Annotated in this window: 17 protein-coding genes and 5 pseudogenes; 21 read left to right on the forward strand and 1 reads right to left on the reverse strand. The window is 46.7% G+C overall.

All coding sequences use genetic code 11. The annotated features are described in order from the left end of the window. Nucleotides 1–371: 371 nt before the first annotated feature. The 18 genes and pseudogenes from LCF57_RS13375 to LCF57_RS13455 all read left to right on the forward strand — a co-directional run bounded on the left by LCF57_RS13375 (nt 372) and on the right by LCF57_RS13455 (nt 12,511). On the forward strand, nt 372–1,058 hold the full coding sequence (locus LCF57_RS13375; protein ID WP_226001135.1) for a hypothetical protein: 687 nt from the start codon (nt 372–374) through the stop codon (nt 1,056–1,058). 225 nt (nt 1,059–1,283) lie between these two features. Continuing rightward, nucleotides 1,284–1,451 (forward strand): hypothetical protein, encoded by a 168-nt coding sequence (locus LCF57_RS13380; RefSeq protein ID WP_226001136.1) that lies wholly within the window; start codon nt 1,284–1,286, stop codon nt 1,449–1,451. Nucleotides 1,452–1,616: 165 nt separating this feature from the next. Continuing rightward, nucleotides 1,617–2,045, forward strand: a complete 429-nt coding sequence (locus LCF57_RS13385) for a GNAT family N-acetyltransferase (protein WP_226001137.1) — start codon at nt 1,617–1,619, stop codon at nt 2,043–2,045. A gap of 12 nt (nt 2,046–2,057) precedes the next feature. Continuing rightward, a complete protein-coding gene (locus LCF57_RS13390) occupies nt 2,058–2,519 on the forward strand; it encodes a hypothetical protein (protein ID WP_226001138.1) in 462 nt (153 codons plus the stop codon). A gap of 84 nt (nt 2,520–2,603) precedes the next feature. After that, entirely contained in the window at nt 2,604–2,729 is a 126-nt protein-coding gene (locus tag LCF57_RS27580) for a hypothetical protein (protein ID WP_264083611.1), read from the forward strand. 12 nt (nt 2,730–2,741) lie between these two features. Continuing rightward, nucleotides 2,742–2,861 (forward strand): annotated as a pseudogene (locus tag LCF57_RS27895) (helix-turn-helix domain-containing protein); the annotation flags it as partial. A 63-nt stretch (nt 2,862–2,924) separates the two neighbouring features. Then, a complete protein-coding gene (locus LCF57_RS13395; protein WP_318840683.1) occupies nt 2,925–3,413 on the forward strand; it encodes a hypothetical protein in 489 nt (162 codons plus the stop codon). Nucleotides 3,414–3,547: 134 nt separating this feature from the next. After that, nucleotides 3,548–4,504, forward strand: a pseudogene (locus LCF57_RS13405) (aldo/keto reductase). A 253-nt stretch (nt 4,505–4,757) separates the two neighbouring features. Next, a pseudogene (locus LCF57_RS13410) lies at nt 4,758–5,238 on the forward strand (8-oxo-dGTP diphosphatase). A 2-nt stretch (nt 5,239–5,240) separates the two neighbouring features. Then, nucleotides 5,241–6,248 carry a phosphotransferase family protein gene (locus LCF57_RS13415; protein ID WP_226001141.1) on the forward strand — a complete coding sequence of 336 codons (1,008 nt, stop codon included), beginning with the start codon at nt 5,241–5,243 and terminating at the stop codon, nt 6,246–6,248. Between the two features lie 54 nt (nt 6,249–6,302). Further along, nucleotides 6,303–6,824, forward strand: a complete 522-nt coding sequence (locus LCF57_RS13420; protein ID WP_226001142.1) for a GNAT family N-acetyltransferase — start codon at nt 6,303–6,305, stop codon at nt 6,822–6,824. A 162-nt stretch (nt 6,825–6,986) separates the two neighbouring features. Further along, nucleotides 6,987–7,172: pseudogene (locus LCF57_RS13425) on the forward strand (DUF4269 domain-containing protein); the annotation flags it as partial. Between the two features lie 69 nt (nt 7,173–7,241). Further along, the gene (locus LCF57_RS13430) at nt 7,242–7,694 is read left to right on the forward strand and encodes a DUF1572 family protein (protein WP_226001144.1); all 453 of its coding nucleotides are present in this window, start codon (nt 7,242–7,244) and stop codon (nt 7,692–7,694) included. A gap of 114 nt (nt 7,695–7,808) precedes the next feature. Next, nucleotides 7,809–8,843: an NAD(P)/FAD-dependent oxidoreductase gene (locus LCF57_RS13435; protein ID WP_226001145.1), complete on the forward strand. Its 1,035-nt coding sequence runs from the start codon at nt 7,809–7,811 to the stop codon at nt 8,841–8,843. Between the two features lie 518 nt (nt 8,844–9,361). Then, a complete protein-coding gene (locus tag LCF57_RS13440; RefSeq protein ID WP_226001146.1) occupies nt 9,362–10,027 on the forward strand; it encodes an HD domain-containing protein in 666 nt (221 codons plus the stop codon). Nucleotides 10,028–10,194: 167 nt separating this feature from the next. Then, nucleotides 10,195–11,256: an SPFH domain-containing protein gene (locus LCF57_RS13445; protein ID WP_226001147.1), complete on the forward strand. Its 1,062-nt coding sequence runs from the start codon at nt 10,195–10,197 to the stop codon at nt 11,254–11,256. Further along, nucleotides 11,253–12,253 (forward strand): annotated as a pseudogene (locus tag LCF57_RS13450) (sugar kinase). The gene LCF57_RS13445 and the pseudogene LCF57_RS13450 overlap by 4 nt, the downstream one beginning before the upstream one ends. 78 nt (nt 12,254–12,331) lie before the next feature. After that, on the forward strand, nt 12,332–12,511 hold the full coding sequence (locus LCF57_RS13455; RefSeq protein ID WP_025721641.1) for a hypothetical protein: 180 nt from the start codon (nt 12,332–12,334) through the stop codon (nt 12,509–12,511). 103 nt (nt 12,512–12,614) lie between these two features. On the opposite strand, the gene LCF57_RS13460 is transcribed toward LCF57_RS13455, so the two are convergent. Further along, entirely contained in the window at nt 12,615–13,703 is a 1,089-nt protein-coding gene (locus LCF57_RS13460; RefSeq protein WP_226001148.1) for a LuxR C-terminal-related transcriptional regulator, read from the reverse strand. A 170-nt stretch (nt 13,704–13,873) separates the two neighbouring features. On the opposite strand from LCF57_RS13460, the gene LCF57_RS13465 reads away from it, so the two are divergent. The 3 genes from LCF57_RS13465 to LCF57_RS13475 all read left to right on the forward strand — a co-directional run bounded on the left by LCF57_RS13465 (nt 13,874) and on the right by LCF57_RS13475 (nt 16,571). Beyond that, nucleotides 13,874–14,650, forward strand: coding sequence for a class I SAM-dependent methyltransferase (locus LCF57_RS13465; RefSeq protein ID WP_226001149.1), 777 nt, complete (start codon nt 13,874–13,876; stop codon nt 14,648–14,650). Beyond that, nucleotides 14,637–15,722 (forward strand): saccharopine dehydrogenase family protein, encoded by a 1,086-nt coding sequence (locus LCF57_RS13470; RefSeq protein ID WP_226001150.1) that lies wholly within the window; start codon nt 14,637–14,639, stop codon nt 15,720–15,722. The genes LCF57_RS13465 and LCF57_RS13470 overlap by 14 nt, the downstream gene beginning before the upstream one ends. Nucleotides 15,723–15,992: 270 nt before the next feature. Then, the gene (locus LCF57_RS13475) at nt 15,993–16,571 is read left to right on the forward strand and encodes a DJ-1/PfpI family protein (protein ID WP_226001151.1); all 579 of its coding nucleotides are present in this window, start codon (nt 15,993–15,995) and stop codon (nt 16,569–16,571) included.

The raw sequence follows: 16,571 nt of genomic DNA on the forward strand, positions 1-16,571 counted from the left end.
AGAGTAACAAATTATCCCTATACTTACTCCTGTCTGGAGTAGGGTTCATATCCCCGTCCGACGGCGGGGATTTTCCTTGGCTATAGTCTAGGGAAATGGGGATAATTATTCAGTTATCATTCAGCGTGCTCTCAGGCTACATTCAGTTTTGCTACCGATGAAAGGTAGGTGTGCTGCTAAAAACTAATGTACACAGAGAGGGGATCTACTTTGTCACCATCCATTAACAGGCATCTGATTACGACTTCCTACGAACATTCGAATACGGTGAAGTCAAACGAGAATGGATTAGATAACACGGGTCACACGACACACAAGAAATCTAACGATTCACTCGAATTGAGCAAGGAATTTGCAGAATACGCGAGAGGATGCAGGCTTCACTACCTACTGAAAACTACAGTAACGTTTACAGCAGTAACGATTACAACAAAATTCAGGAACCCTTTACGCTGACTACGGACCAACAGAAAACACTATTGTCTGATCTGCAAAGCTACCTGACGTATTCAGGTACTTCCTCTGATTCAGATGAGCTTACCAGCAGCACGAAAAACCCATTGGCCTCGATTACCGACTTATTATCGGGTTTCGATCTTTCCACGGCAACGGATAAGGAGGTATCAGATCTATTCGATAAGGTAGCAGAAACGATTCAAAATAATCGTCCTGCACCGCCGTCTGAAGGGGGCTCATTCCAGCCTGAAGCTGATAGCAGTGGTCTGCCTCCGATGATGCAAGCCATGGGCGGAATTATGCCTCCATTTGCATGGAATATCCAAGAAGCCTCCAACCAAGAGGATAACAGTACCGCATCTGAACAAGAGCTTACGGTAGATGAAAAAAGATCCTTGCTGAGTGATTTGCAAAGCATCCTGAGTTCCAGTCCTGTATCCGGGTCGACCACTTCGGAGAATGATCAAGAAACAGATCTGCTCTCTGCCCTGAAAAACGCAATGGGAAATACGGACGAATCGAATGCAACAGATGAAGAAATATCAGCTTTATTTGATAAAATCGCTAAGGTTTTTGAGCAATCTGTTTCATCGTCATCTTAGAGATTCCGGTGCAGTATCATGACTTAAAACGATTTTAAAACGGGCTATTCCACAATTGCAAACCTACATTTTATAAAGGTGGAAAAATGATATGAATATTTCATCGACATCCAGCAGTTCTATATCTGTTGCAAGCACTTCACCTTCATCCAGCACTAACGATACAGCCAGCCTGGAAAAGAGAAAGGCCCAACTTGAAGCGCAATACAATACAGATGATAGATTTTGAAGATAGCAGGCTCTCCGCACACCGGAGGGTCTGCTCTTTTAGCATTCAGCAATTCTTCAGTGGGCGCTATGGATAACGGACACACGATTTATTATGATGCAAGTGCGAGTGCAAATAGCTGGTTGAACGGGAAGACGATTATTTGTCCGGCGGCGGCAAACTGACTCCAGTCAGCAATGGATGAGCAGCTTGCCCTACATACATCCAAAGAGCAACCCTGGATACAGACTCTCAAAATGAAGTAAGTGACTATGTATAGAAAAATATATACAATAAATAACAGTAGAACCCCGTTTTAATGCACATTTGAAAATTGGAGGGCTTATATCATGTCGCTGAAAACTCAAATGAGTCGAAGTAGTAGGGATGAAGCGCGTTTAGTCAGAAACAAATTGATTGAATTTAATGCGAAACATGTACCTGAAGATGTTCGAACCCGATATGAAGAGATTAATCTTACCCTTAAAAATGAAGATGGTCAGATCATTGGCGGTCTCTTAAGTGTAATGTGTTGGAACTGGGTGGAGGTTGATATTTTGTGGATAGATCAGCACTACAGAGGAGCGGGCTACGGCTCGCAGCTGCTTGGTGAAATCGAACAAATCGCTAAAAACAAAGGGTGTACTTTTATTCAGCTCAATACGTTTACTTTTCAAGCACCTGAATTTTATGAAAAGCATGGGTACGAAGTGGTTGGCGTCATTGATGATGCTCCCCGAGGCAGTAAACACTATTATTACAAGAAAAATATCCAATGAGGACTCCATAATATGCGTCTACAGATCAAGGAATTAAATAAAGATCATAAAATAATGGTCCGTAGGAATGGCGAGGAAAAAGTGTACGGCTATTGGGCTTATTTTGGACATGAAATGACTTCAGGCTATGCGTATGTTATTCCGTATGGACAAAGCTTGGAAAAACTGGTTCCGGGCTGTGTTATTTCAGTTGAAACCTCTCACGTCCGCGTAGAAGGGTTCAGAAGGCTGGAAGCTGCTGAATTGACAGGGATTTTTAGACCTCAGGAAAAGTCAGGCGACTATTGGATTCAAGGAACGATATATCAAGTGATGCGCAACGAAGCAGGTGGGATGGACTGCCTGGAGATTGTTGTGGGAGACGCTTCGTTTATTTTGGATGCTGACGAGATGAATTGTGATGTAAATGTTGACGTGGGTGATGGCGTTGCCTTTGAAATCATAGGCTTGCAGTTGTTTGATGAGGGATTATAACAGTTCGTGCGATTGACTGGATAGAGATAAGGTGATAAGCACCAACTGATGATTTGAAAGGATGGATCCGAAAAGAGGTGACATATGTCCAATAATAATAGTAAATCCAAAGCGTTGGGTGCTTTTCTGAAATCACGTAGACATCGTCTTCAGCCGGAACAGGCAGGTATTAGACATTTGCAGGGCCAGCGCAGGACACCGGGACTCTGACGAGAAGAAGTTGCCATGCTGGCAGGTGTCAGTGCAACTTATTACACATGGCTGGAACAAGGTAGAGAATTCACAGCCTCGAAGGATATTATCGAGAATATAGGAAAAGCTCTTCAATTAACTACTGATGAGCACGCGCATCTCATTCAATTGTGGAATCCCAATGAGACGACTGCTGTGTCCTCCCCCCATACGATGCTGAATTCACAGTGGCAAAATATTATGGATCAGTTGACTTACCCCTCCTTTATCAGTAATGAAAGAGCGGAAGTGCTTGCTTGGAATAGTGCGGCGAACGAGGTTATTACCGATTTTTCCTCCTTGTCAGCTTCAGAACGTGTCATGATTCGATTATTGTTCGTCGATCCTGGAGTACGTAACCGTATGGTTAACTGGGAAGAGTTTGCGTCCTATTCGGTAGCTGTTTTTAGGACCTATTATGACAAGTATTTAGGAGATCCCTGGTTTGAGGAGATGGTAGAGCGGCTACGCGGGGAAAGTATGGAGTTTGACACCATGTGGAAGCAACACAAGATCCAGCTCAAAAAAGTGAACCGGGTTTCCTTTCAAATGCCTAACGCAGTGGAGGCAGTTGCTTATGATATTAATTCTTTAGCAAATATTGCGGACCACCCGGGTCTGCACATTTGTATTTACACGCCGGTTATGGAAGAGAAAATGTGATCTAAGATCCAACCTTTGCCTGGTAATGTTGTTACTAGCATAAACATACTGTGGTTGCTTTCATACGGGGCGATTAGAATGAGTACATGTTCAATCCATCCATCCATTACCCGGAGAGAAGAGGGAACCATCATATGCAGAAAAGAAAGCTGGGACGTGAAGGGCTGGAGGTGTCAGCACTGAGCCTGGGCACGATGATGATGCCGAACAACGAGGAGTCAGTGCGCACACTTTAGGGGGCGCTGGATCTTGGTGTAACGCTGTTCGATACAGCAGACCTTTATGGTGAGGAATACGTACAACAGAAGTTCGGCGGCAATGAAAAGCTGGTTGGACGTGCGCTCAAGGGTCGGCGGGAGGAGGTCGTGATTGCCACTAAATTCGGGATCACGCACACTCAGGGACCCAAGGGAGATCCGGCATATATTAAAAAGTCCGTAGATGCTAGCCTATTCCATCTGGGGGTCGATTATATCGATCTGTATTATCAGCATCGGGTTGATCCCAATACTCCAATCGAAGAGACAGTCGGAACGATGACCGATCTGGTCAAGGATGGGAAAATCCGTTTTATCGGCCTGTCGGAAGCGTCGGCTGAGCGGATTCGCCGCGCACATGCGGTGCATCCGATTACTGCGGTGGAAACTGAATACTCCTTGTGGAGCAGAGAAGTGGAGGACGAAGTTCTTCCGCTTCTGAAGGAGTTAGGGATTGGTTTCGTGCCTTACAGTCCACTGGGACGAGGGTTCCTTACGGGTCAGATCAAGCAGTTTGACGATCTGCCAGAAGGTGATTACCGTCGTCACTTTCCCCGCTTCCAAGGCGAGAATTTCGTTAAAAATCTGGAGGTAGTCTCCCTGATTGAAAAGCTGGCAGCGCAAAAAGGGTGTACCTCTGCTCAACTGGGCCTGGCATGGCTGCTGGCACAGGGCGACCATATCGTTCCGATTCCGGGAACGAAGAGGCTGGAAAGAGTGCAGGAAAACCTTGGTGCTCTACAGGTTTCTTTGTCAGAAGCAGAGCTTCGGGAGATCGAGCGTATTTCGCCCAAAGGCTTCGCTGCAGGCGCCCGTTATCCAGGTATTGTCTAGAAGTCTGAATATTGGCATTATGATTAATTATGATAAGACCGTTCCTTTTTGGAGTTGCTTGGGAGTACCAGCGGCTCTACAGAAAAGCGGTCTTTTTATATGAATTCTCTCATCCAGTCTATGGTTTGGATTATTGCGCTATATAAAATAACGCGCTAAAGTAAGAGGAATACCATATTTAACCACCCTATGCTGGTATGAAAATTTAAAGCTAGATCATAGAGAAGAATGAATAAAGAAGGGTGTGATCAGAATGACCACGGAAGTGACACACAAATTATATACCATGTGTATGATTCAGGACGGAACCAAGGTATTGCTTATGAACAGACCGGATAAAAAGGGTTTTCCGGGCTACATTGCCCCAGGAGGGAAAGTAGAGTTTCCAGAGAGTATTGAATGGGGCCATTCGTGAAGTAAAGGAAGAAACGGGATTAACGGTTAAGGAAATTGTATTTAAAGGAATTGACGAATATTGCGACCCGAGTCAAGGGCTGCGATACATGGTCTTTAACTATTTGGCTACAGCAACGGAAGGTGAACTATTGAACAATCCTCCCGAAGGAGAGCTGCTGTGGGTGGATATGAAGGAGGCGCTCAATCTGCCGATGCAGGATTGGTTTAAGCGGAGATTTCCCTTATTTTTCGAGCCGGGAACGTTCGAGGTTAGTTTTGTGTGGCTGGCGGATACTGACGAAACCCTCGAAGCAACGATTAAAAATTATGGGGTATAGAGATGACGACGACGATTTATTTTTCATCTAATCGGCTAGGAGAGGTCACGAATGATCAATTGCAGAGGGTGTTGGATCGCTTTGATTTGGGGCGCCTGCTGTCTTCCGAAAAAACGACAGAAGGAGTGATGGGACAAACTCTCTATATTTCCTCAACGGCTGGACAGTTTGTGTTAAAGGGAAACCCGCTTTTTTCGGGACAATGGGTGGAAGAAAGGTTTATGGTGGAGCAGTTGCACACACGGACTTTAATTCCTGTACCAGCACCCTATCTGGTGGATGATACCGAGGATATTTTCGGCTGGAGCTATGCTGTTATGCCGCGTTTATACGGTGAGCACATACATACACCCGAGCTGCAGGCAAGACTGACCTCACTGGATAAACAGCAAATGGCAGAAATACTAGCTGCTGCCTTGTTGGAGCTCCATAGCTGGAAGGTTAAGAGCAGTGGAGAGCTGGATACAACGACTCTGGCCATTCGTCCTTTTGAAATCTCTTATCGGGCATGGTTGTATGCAAGAATTCGATACTGGCTAGAGGATGCCCGAAAATACTCGGACATTTCTGTACAGGATATGGAATGGGTAGAGGGAATATTGGAAGATTCACGTCAAGCATTTGATCAACTGGAAGCTGCCACATTTGTGATGGGAGATTTTAAACCGCAAAATGTGCTTGTGCAGAACGGAGAAAACGGCTGGAGAGTCAGTGGTCTTTTTGATTTTACGACAGCTTATTTTGGCGATGGGGTTGCAGACCTTCAGAAGATAACTACCATGTATCTGGAAAACGGCCAGGAAGAGCTGGCACAACAGTTTCTTGCCGTTTATTTCAAAGGTATGGAGGCCAAAGAAGGATTTACTGAACGATTCCGGGTGCATATGCTTTGTCAGCAAATTCTCAACTGGGGCTGTGCCAAAGCGATGAAGCAAGTCACTTGGGATGACAAGCTCTCTTTTGCAGAATGGGCGCAAAAATTTACGGACGTTGAAATATATAAATCATAGTTATATAAATCATAACAGACCAATCAAGCGCATAAAGAGAAGGAAGTGAGTAGCATGCAATTAGTTAGATTGGTAAAGCCCGCTCGGACATGGAAGGAAGCGTACCTTTCTTTTTATGAAGAATGGAAAAAGAGTCAGGAGCCAATGGTGCCATGGGTAATTTCTATAGAGCCATATGATTTTGAAGAAATGCTGACGTTTTTAAGTAATCAGGAAAATGGAGTTGACCTGCCTGAAGGCTGGGTCAAAAGCTCGACCTATTGGCTTGTGAATGCAAATGAACAGGTGATTGGTGCGGTGAACATCCGGCATGATCTTAACGAACACCTATTCAATGCAGGAGGGCATATCGGTTACGGTATCCGTCCTTCGGCACGAGGGAACAGGTATGCTGCTACCATGCTGGCCTTGGCGCTGGAGCAAGCAAAGGAGCTGGGTATTATCAAAGCTTTGGTCGTATGCGACTCCGATAATATCGCCTCCAAAAGAACGATTCTGCGAAACGGCGGAACACCGGACAAGGATTACGTAGAGGAAGACGGAAATCTTGTTAATCGGTTTTGGATCGAGCTGTGAGTGAGAAAGAGGATAATGCGCGAAGCTTAGACGTTCATCAATGGCGAAGCCTGGAGTATCTTTCAGCAGGAAACTCAGCCCAAGTGGAGGTATATCGGATATTAAAATCTCAAGGGATATGCAGTGGCTGTATCCTTATGATCCTGTGTTCAAAATGATGTACAAAAACGCTTCGGAGCATCTCCAGGTTTTGTAACACGAACCAAGATTGTGAATCAGGTGGAGCGGGTAACCGTCAACTTTAAGTGTGATGGATGGCCTGTTGAGATTTTTGGACAACCGATTCCCGTGACAAGACAAAATGGATTTCGTCATATGGTTATTGAAATTAGAAGATTGGACAGATGAAGCACTAGGGAGGTTGTGGACCATATCAATCCTTCTATGCATGAATTTAAAACCATATCCAAACACAGAATGTATGATCAATATTTGGTGAAGCTGCGGGCATGCATCAAGCTTTTAGACGAACAGGGGTTATGGCACGTTGGTGAGGCGGAAACGAACAGTATTGGTGGGATCATCCATCATATTATGGTGCATGTGCGTAGAAACTCAGCCAAACTCATGGATTCGGCGATTACATACAAGCAAGGAATGGAGGATAGCTTCATACCATCCATGCAAAATAAGGAACAACTTATGGAGGAAGTAGAAGAAGCTTTTTCATCCTTCTGTGCAGCATTGGACAACACAGGCGCGATCAATATGTATGACGTTTACCATGTGGTAGAACATACGGCTTATCATCTGGGACAGATCATAGACCGGGTACAAAGATTGGCAGATCACCGTTTTCAATTTGTGCAAAATGGACTTAATGAAAAAGCATTGCATTCGATAGTGCAGCAATCCCTGAACGGAGAATGAGGGAAAGCGGCAACCTGCGTAATCGTCATGTTTTTATTTCTTAATTGATATTGATAATTATTATCACTTATAATGGAAGCAGACAGATTACGCTAAGGTAGGGAGAGTTGCAGAGTGACAGAGTCCTTGGAATTATATGATGTAACGATTATCGGCGGTGGTCCTGCCGGAATGTATACCGCATTTTATAGTGGAATGAGAGATATGAAAACCAAGCTGATCGAAGCTAAGCATGAACTGGGCGGACGGATGCGCATATACCCGGAGAAGATGATATGGGATGTTGGGGGAGTTACCCCGATTTTATGTGAAAAGCTGATCGACCAGTTGGAGCAGCAGGCGCGAACGTTCGAGCCCACGATTGTGCTGGGACAGCAGATCACAGGTTTGGAACGGAAAGCCGATGGAACCTTTCTGCTAACCTCTGCAACAGGGGAGCAGCATTGGACTCGTACCGTTATAATGGCCGTAGGTTATGGCATTCTTAAAATGGCCAAGCTGGAGATTGAAGGGGCCGACCGTTATGAGGTTACGAACTTGCATTATACCGTGCAAGAGCTGGAGCCGTTCCGGGGCAAGCATGTCCTGATTTCCGGCGGAGGTGACTCGGCGGTAGATTGGGCGAATGAGCTGGAGTCTATTGCGGCGAGTGTGACCGTCGTACATCGTCGGGATCATTTTGGCGGACATGAGAAAAATGTAGCTCGAATGAAAGCGTCTTCGGTCCAAGTCCTCACGCCTTATGCGGTGAGTCAGCTACATAGTCACAACGGAGAAACGATTGAGCAGGTGACGATTAGTCATGTAGAGACGGGCGAAACCCAGGTGTTGAATGTCGATGCAGTAATCGTGAATCATGGCCTGAAATCCGACTTCGGCCCGATTCGGAATTGGGGGCTGGATATGAGTGAGTGGCATGCCCGGGTGAGTGAAAAGTTGGAAACGAATGTGCCGGGGATTTTCGCAGCAGGTGATTTTGTCGAGTATGGAAGCAAGCTGTATCTGATTGCAGGTACGTTCACGGATGCTGCTCTTGCACTGAACAGCGCTAAGCTATACATTGATCCCTCAGCGGACAAAGCGGCTTATGTATCCTCCCACAACAGCCGTTTCAAGGAAAAGAATCGTGAGCTGGGTGTTGTGGAGTAGGCATCGGAAATAGGCTGAATTGAATAAGTAGAGCATATAAAAGGAGCTTCCAGAGCCATTAGATGTGGTTTTGGAAGTTCTTTTTTGTATCGCATTTACTTCCAGATCAACAAGAATGGATGCCTTACACAATATAGAATAAAATGAAGAGGATATATAAGCTTCCCATCGCCACCGCTTCGCGCCTTGCTGGCAAAGCATCCACCTGCGGATGATGATGTGAGGTGTCAGCTTCTTTACAGCCTGATGCTGCACACCTGTCAGCAAAGTGGCTTCGTTGCTTCCCTATTTGAATAATGAGGATATGTATGCACAGGAACGTGCGTGGCATCCTTTTGGGACATCATGGGTATGAGCCAGCGATCGAGTCATTAAAAGAAGAATGAAGCACGAGATGCCGAATGGGTAGCTGGCCGCCCGTAAGGCGCTCTCGATGATTCGTAGTAAGCAAATGGTCAAGCATTAAAAATTTAAACTAGCTTGCTTATAGATAGCATGGCTGGATCGGAAGGTGACTTATGGAAAAACGAACAGAGCAAGAGGAGGCTGTTTTGGCAGATATTATTCAAAAGGCAGAGCCCTTTGTACAGCAGCAGTTGGAGCATGATCACAGTGGTCACGATTGGTGGCATATTGACCGGGTAAGAAAGCTGTCCCTTACCATTGCTGCCCAAGAGGGCGCAGATTCGTTTATTTGTGAACTGGCAGCACTGCTGCATGATGTAGCCGATGAAAAATTAAATGATTCCAAACAAGCGGGGCTGGATAAAGTGGAGCAGTGGCTGCGTCTGCATGTAAGTGATCCGGATGTGATTACGCACGTGATGACCATTATTGCGACGATGTCCTACAATGGTGGCCAAAATCCGCCTATGGAGACGCTGGAGGGTCAGGTTGTACAGGATGCAGACCGATTGGATGCCCTTGGAGCGATCGGCATTGCAAGAACCTTTATGTATGCAGGCTCAAAAGGCACTATGATGCATCACCCGGATAAAGATTTTTCACAGCACGATTATCGTGCCGCAGGCAAAAGCGCCATCTACCATTTTTACGAAAAGCTGTTGAAGCTCAAGGATTTAATGAATACCGCTTACGCCAAAGAACTGGCGGCGACCCGGCATCAATGGATGGAGATGTACCTGGAGCAATTTTATAGGGAATGGAATGTGGATGTTAAATAAGTGGGTGCAATAAGATAAGGCTGTTTCCTCTAACCGGAGAGGAAGCGGCCTTTTATTTTTTTATAAATGTCATATTGATGTTATTGAGAAAGTGTGCTATTTTATTGTTAATATCAAAATGATAATAACAAAATATTATAAACTGTATAGAAAGTGAGGAAGCGACTATGTTTGGATTTAATTTTGTTAAATTTCAGCCGAGTGAGTATGTGATGAAGGTGAAGAACGGTAAAGTGGTTCGAGAGGGGGTCGGGTTATCCTTTTATTATTACGCTCCAACGACCTCGGTTGTCGTCGTACCTGTTTCTTCGATTGATGTGCCGTTCATGTTTGAGGATATGACGAATGATTTTCAGGCGGTGACGGTGCAGGGACAGCTGACTTATCGGATTGTGGATTATCGGAGAACGACGCAGATATTGAACTATACGTATGACTTGAAGGAAAAACGCTATATTTCGGATGATCCGGGCAAGCTGGCACAACGGGTGATTAACATCGCGAAGGTGCTTACCAAAAAGTATTTGGAGCGCGTCCCGCTCAAGGAGGCTGTTCAGTCCAGTGAGCGTTTGGCGCAAAATATGACGAAGGATATGGCTCAGCATACAGAAATGGAAAAGCTGGGAATCGAGGTCATGGGGCTGTCGATCCTGGCGATTTTACCGAATAAGGAGACAATGAGAGCGCTGGAGGCGCAGGCGAGGGAGGAAATTCTTCGCAATGCGGATCATGCGTTGTATGAGCGTCGCAATGCTTCCATTGAGCAGGAGCGGCGTGTGAAGGAGAACGAGCTGAACACGGAAATTGCGGTGGAGACGAAAAAGAGGCAAATTCGTGAAACCCAGCTTGATGCCGAGCGTTCCGTGAAGCAAAAGCAAAGCGAGATGAAGGAGGAGCAGCTGCGCTTTGACACGGCATTGGAGGAGAAAAAACGCGAGCTGATTGAGCTGACCGTAACGAATAAAAAGGCCGAAGCCGATGCCAAGGCCTACGAACTGACGGCAGTGATGAAATCGTTGCAGGATGTGGAGCCGAACGTGCTTCAGGCTATGGCGAATATGGATATGAGTCCAGATAAGCTGATTGCGATAGCATTCCAGGAGCTTGCAGAAAATGCAGGAAAAATCGGTCAGTTGAACATTACGCCGGATTTGTTGCAAGGTCTGATGTCAGATGCGGGAACAAACGGATCAGCAGGATCGAGAGGAGCTGGGGGAAGAACACGATGAACAGCCGAATGACAGAGCGCAAAATTATTTTGGTGAAGCGTAAAACGCGACTGGAGGAGTTGGTTGTCCGATATAATACAATCCAGCAGGCTCGCTTCTTTATGGAGCGTCTGGGTGCGGATTTCAGCGATTATGTGCTGGAGGATGAGAATTACCGCAGGGCGGTGGCGACGGCAACATCGGAATTAACAGCCTTGGGTCGAGTCCAGATTGTGGAGAGGGAGCATGTGCCGAACTTTATTTTTGGTGAGCAGGATACGATAGTGGTACTGGTCAGGATGGGCTCGTAGCCAACACGTTAAAATATTTGAACGAGCAGCCGCTTATTGGCGTGAATCCGGACCCATTGCGCTGGGATGGGATATTGTTGCCGTTTACCGTATCCGATCTGCGCTCGGTGGTACCGGATGTGTTTGTGCATAGGCGCCCGATTAAGGAAGTCACGCTGGCTAAGGCCCAACTGAATGATGGCCAGTCGCTGTATGCCGTGAACGATTTGTTCATTGGGCGCAAAACCCATGTCTCTGCGAGATACGAGCTAAGACTGGAGGATCAGGTAGAGCAGCAATCGTCCAGCGGCATTATCGTTTCCACAGGGCTGGGGGCAACGGGCTGGCTGACCAGTGTGCTGGCCGGAGCAGCCGGGATTGTCGGCAGTGCTACGCAGCTTCCGATTTCCCTGACTCCAGACGACCTCGTGTCAGATGAAGCCTATGGTCAAGAAGCAGCAACAGAAGGAATTGGCCATGATCATCGTGCAGCCTGGAGTTGGCCCTCGCTTTATTTTACGGTGAGAGAACCCTTTCCCAGTCGGACGACCGCTACGGAGCTCGTGTTTGGCCAGGTAGCCGCCCAAAAACCGCTGCGGATTGCTTCGCAGATGCCGGAAAATGGGGTTATTTTCAGTGATGGAGTGGAGAGCGACTTTTTGGAGTTTAATGCTGGCATTGAGGCAACCATAGGTCCGGCGGAGAAAAAAGGTCATCTGGTCGTGTAGAGGTTTGTACAGGACGACAATGGGTAATTATGAGTAAGGTACAACAACAATCAGATGAAACAAAAAGGAGGAATCAACATGAGCGACCACACTCAAGACGAAGCGAAAATCCGCAACAAGAAGAACGAGGACGGAGATTCCTTGATGGAAAAAACGAAGCTGGACAACGGCGTGGATATCGAGCCTGAGGCTGACGAATGGATTGCGAAGCCTTCCCCAGTGTCATACGATGATACGAAATCCTCTTCGAAGCAATAGGCTTTTGCGTCTCGATAGAGCAAATATGCAAAGACAGATGATCCTTAAACGAGGGTCATCTGTCTTTTTGGCATGTAAAGGCTTGGAGCGATTTGGAGGCATGTTAATTGAATCTGGAATATACCTTCCATACCAGCTCGCGACGGCTGCTTACATCTGTCTTCAAGAAAATGGCCTTCAGATGATCCTGCACCGTGTAGGCTGAAATATGAAGTGCGCTTGCCAGCTCTTTGGTCGAAAAGCCTTGAATAATGAGCTGCACAATCTGTCTCTCTCGCTCGGACCATGCATACACCTCCGCCATAAGCGGTAGCATATCCGTTGCTTTAGCAGGCTCAAACCATACAGCTAACTGGTTCTCGTCCATATGTTCCTGTCCCCCTTGCAGGAGGGTGGCCCTAAGTGTTACCCACGGGATTCCAGCGTCTGCGAAGGGAATACATAATCTGGCCGGTGGAGTGGATGTGATGGAAGCTTGCCCAATCGGCTGGAGGGCTGTGGATAGCGCTCGCAAGCATACCGCCCGGACCGGGGCGGGAAGGCTGCTTTCATCGATTCCCTCCTGCTGTCGAAGCAGCTTTAGCCACTGCTCTGCTGTTATATTAGACGAAATCAGCTCCAGTTTGTCGGAAAGCACCAGAACCCCTGGCTCTATTTCATTTTCCATGGTCGTGCCGGGAACTGGGGACAAGCCGACACTAGCCTGACGTAGATGGTAGGCTATAGACGGTGCTAGTGCTTCAAGCAGTTGTTGCTCCTCGGCACTGAATACAGGCTTTGTATGGTGGCGGAACAACGTAAGGAATCCCCAACAGCTTCCTTTGTACATGAACGGAACACGTAGCTCATCCCCGAATCCGGCGGGCTGTAAAACATCTCTAAACCGTTTGCTCCGATCCGGCTGCCCTTTTGTAGACCCGTGTAACGTCGCTATGGATCGTCCTTCTCGCACCATCTGATCGTATTTCATCATATCGTCGTGCAAATATTCGTATTCCAGCAGCTTGTTATGGATTTCTCCCACACCCGATTCCGTCAATGCCCCTGTGGAAAGCAGTGTACGCGGATCTACCGAGGTGCAGCACGCAGCATCGAAAGAAATCTGAGTACGTAAGCGGTCGATTAGCGTATGCTTGTACGTTTGCTGTTGAGCGTCCTTAAGCTGTGCCAGTTGTGTAAAGTGTACGTTCATAAGCTGCTCCCATCGTAAAAGGCTGGAGGTTTCTAAAGTCTTCTATTTAAATCCCACATTTATGGGATGGTGGATATACGTATGACCTTTATAATTGAGAATGATTCTTAATTAAATCTACAATATATGATTGGCCAAGGAAGTTCAAGGCCAAATGTTTGGAGGGAACTATGAGCTGGAATCATCCGAGTGTGCATAAGTATGCCGATACGATTGCTTTAAAAATACCGGGATATGGTCATTTATATGAAATGACAGATCGTTTGATAACCGCACAGCTTGAGGCACAAGCCTCTATGCAGACAACAGAACCAAAGCTACTGATTATCGGGGCGGGAGGGGGTCAGGAGCTAATTACGCTTGGAGGGCGACATAAAGCGTGGTCTTTTACGGCAGTTGATCCCTCTGAGCACATGCTGGATTTGGCACGTAAGCGTGTGAAGCAAGCGGGTATCGGTTCCAAAATATCGTTGGTTACAGGTACGTTGGAAGATTTGCTGTGTATACAGCGCAATGAGCAGTCTGAAAAACAGCTCAAACAGCCCTACGAAGAGCGTTTATATGATGATGCTGCTACCTGCCTGCTGGTGCTTCATTTTCTTCGGGGCCTGGAGAGCAAACAGGCATTGCTACGTCAGATATCCGCTCGTCTCAAGCCGGGGGCGCCTTTTTGTCTAGCTTCTATAAATGGGTGTCCGCAGGATCCTGCATTTTCCATTCAAATGCAGGCGTGGAAAGGTCATATGCTGAATCAGGGTATTCCCTTGGAGGACTGGGAGCGATTCGCCGCGTCCATTGGCAAAGAGTCAGACCCGGTGTCTAATACGGTCATACAGGAAATGTTGGCCGATGCAGGCTTTACCCACATTACCCGGTATTATGGCGCTTTTTTAGTGAATGCGTGGTTTGCGATTAAAGGGGGAGAAGCAGCTCATGGCGAAGGATAACATCATCATCATTGGCGGATATGGGCATGTTGGAAAAATAGTATGTATGGAGTTAAGTGAACTGTTCCCCGGCAAGGTGTTTGCCGCAGGACGCAGTCTGGAGCGTGCCACTGAATTTAGCCGGCAAACAGCCGGTAAAGTACGCCCTATGCAGCTGAATATTCATGAGCCGATTGCCACGTCGATACTAGAACAGGCCAAAGTCGTTATCATGTGTCTAGATCAGGAAAATACAGCCTTGGTACGTGCCTGCCTTCAGCATGGCGTGCATTACATGGATATTACTGCCAATGGAGCCTTTTTGCAGCAGGTGGAGCAGTGTCATCAGGAGGCACGAGCTTATCAGGCCACAGCTCTGTTGAGTGTGGGATTGGCTCCGGGACTGACCAATCTGCTGGCGCTACAAGCGGCACAGCTTATGGATCAGACGGAAGAGTTGAACATATCTTTGATGCTCGGTTTGGGGGATGAACATGGTCAGGCTGCTATTGAATGGACAGTAGATCAAATTCATACGGACCTGGAGGTTATGGAAGAGGGACGTCTGGTGATGCGAAAAAGCTTTACCGACGGCAAAGTAGCTGACTTCGGTGTAGGAGTGGGTCGCCATCGGGCATATCGTTTTCCTTTTTCGGACCAGCAGACACTTCCACGTACGCTCGGCATTCCCACGGTGAGCACACGCCTTTGCTTTGATTCGCGGTTGACTACCCGGCTGCTGGCAGGACTACGAGCCACAAATCTATCAGGCTTACTCCGACAGCAATCCGTGCGTGACATCGTAGTTCGTAGCTTTAGCAAACTGCATCTTGGAGGAAACGCTGTAGCAGTCAAGGTAGACGCGCGCGGAACCCTCAAAGGCAAGAAAACGAAGGTCGAATGCCAACTAAGGGGATATCAGCAGTCCAATTTAACCGCCAAGGCAGCTGTATTTGCAGCGCTGGCTCTGTACCGTTCAGAACTTCCCTATGGTGTATTTCACATGGAGCAGTGTTTTGCGTGGAGTTGTATGCGAGATTGGCTGGGAGAACTGATAGCCGTAGAGATTCAGGTGGACGGACAGCATGTTTAGAAGTTATATATTCTAATAAAAAGGTTTTTCATATCATCCAAGCCTTATTCAGCAATGCACTGCGGATAGGTCTTGGATTTCTTTTCCTATTGGATTACACTAGAACGAGTACATATTTTTGGGAAAGACCGGAGGGGATGAGATAAAATGTGGAACCCCTATGAAAGCTGGCTTCCCATTGGCAAAAGCTTTATCCCTTGGAGAGATACATCTCCACAGCGTATGGATGTAATTCAGCAAAGGTTCATATTTTTTAAGGAGTATAAGAGCATGAAAACATACGTATTTATTTTCGACGGCTTTGTGCAATTTGAAATCATGTTGGCAACGTATTTTCTTAAAAGCCGTGGGGAAATTGTCCCTTTCGCGATAAGCAAAGATCCTGTGACTTCATATGAGGGCTTTTCAATTCTTCCGTTTTGCTCTATAGAGCAAGTGGATGTAGAGAGAGTGGATCTGTTGGTTATTCCGGGTGGTGATGTAAGCGGAGTCGCTTTAAATAAGCATCTGCACGAACTGCTCCAGCACTTGCATCAGAAGAAAAGAGGGATAGGGGCTATCTGTGCAGGTACGCTGTTATTAGGTCAGGCGGGTGTGCTGAATGGGCACTCATTCACGACTAACTCAATTGAAGAGATGGAGAAGCTTGGTCGGCAGGGAACATTCTTAAACACCGATGTTGTTACAGATAGGCATATTGTTACTGCCAAAGCCAACGCCTATGTGGATTTTGGTATTGAGTTGGGGAAGCTCATGGACATTTACGAAAATGAACAGGATCTCGATGAGACCATTTCATTTTTTAAGTATTTTAAACCGCTAAGTCCAAACGAACGAGGGGGAGTATGA

It is taken from the genome of Paenibacillus sp. BJ-4 (assembly GCF_020404765.1).
GTDB lineage: Bacteria > Bacillota > Bacilli > Paenibacillales > Paenibacillaceae > Paenibacillus.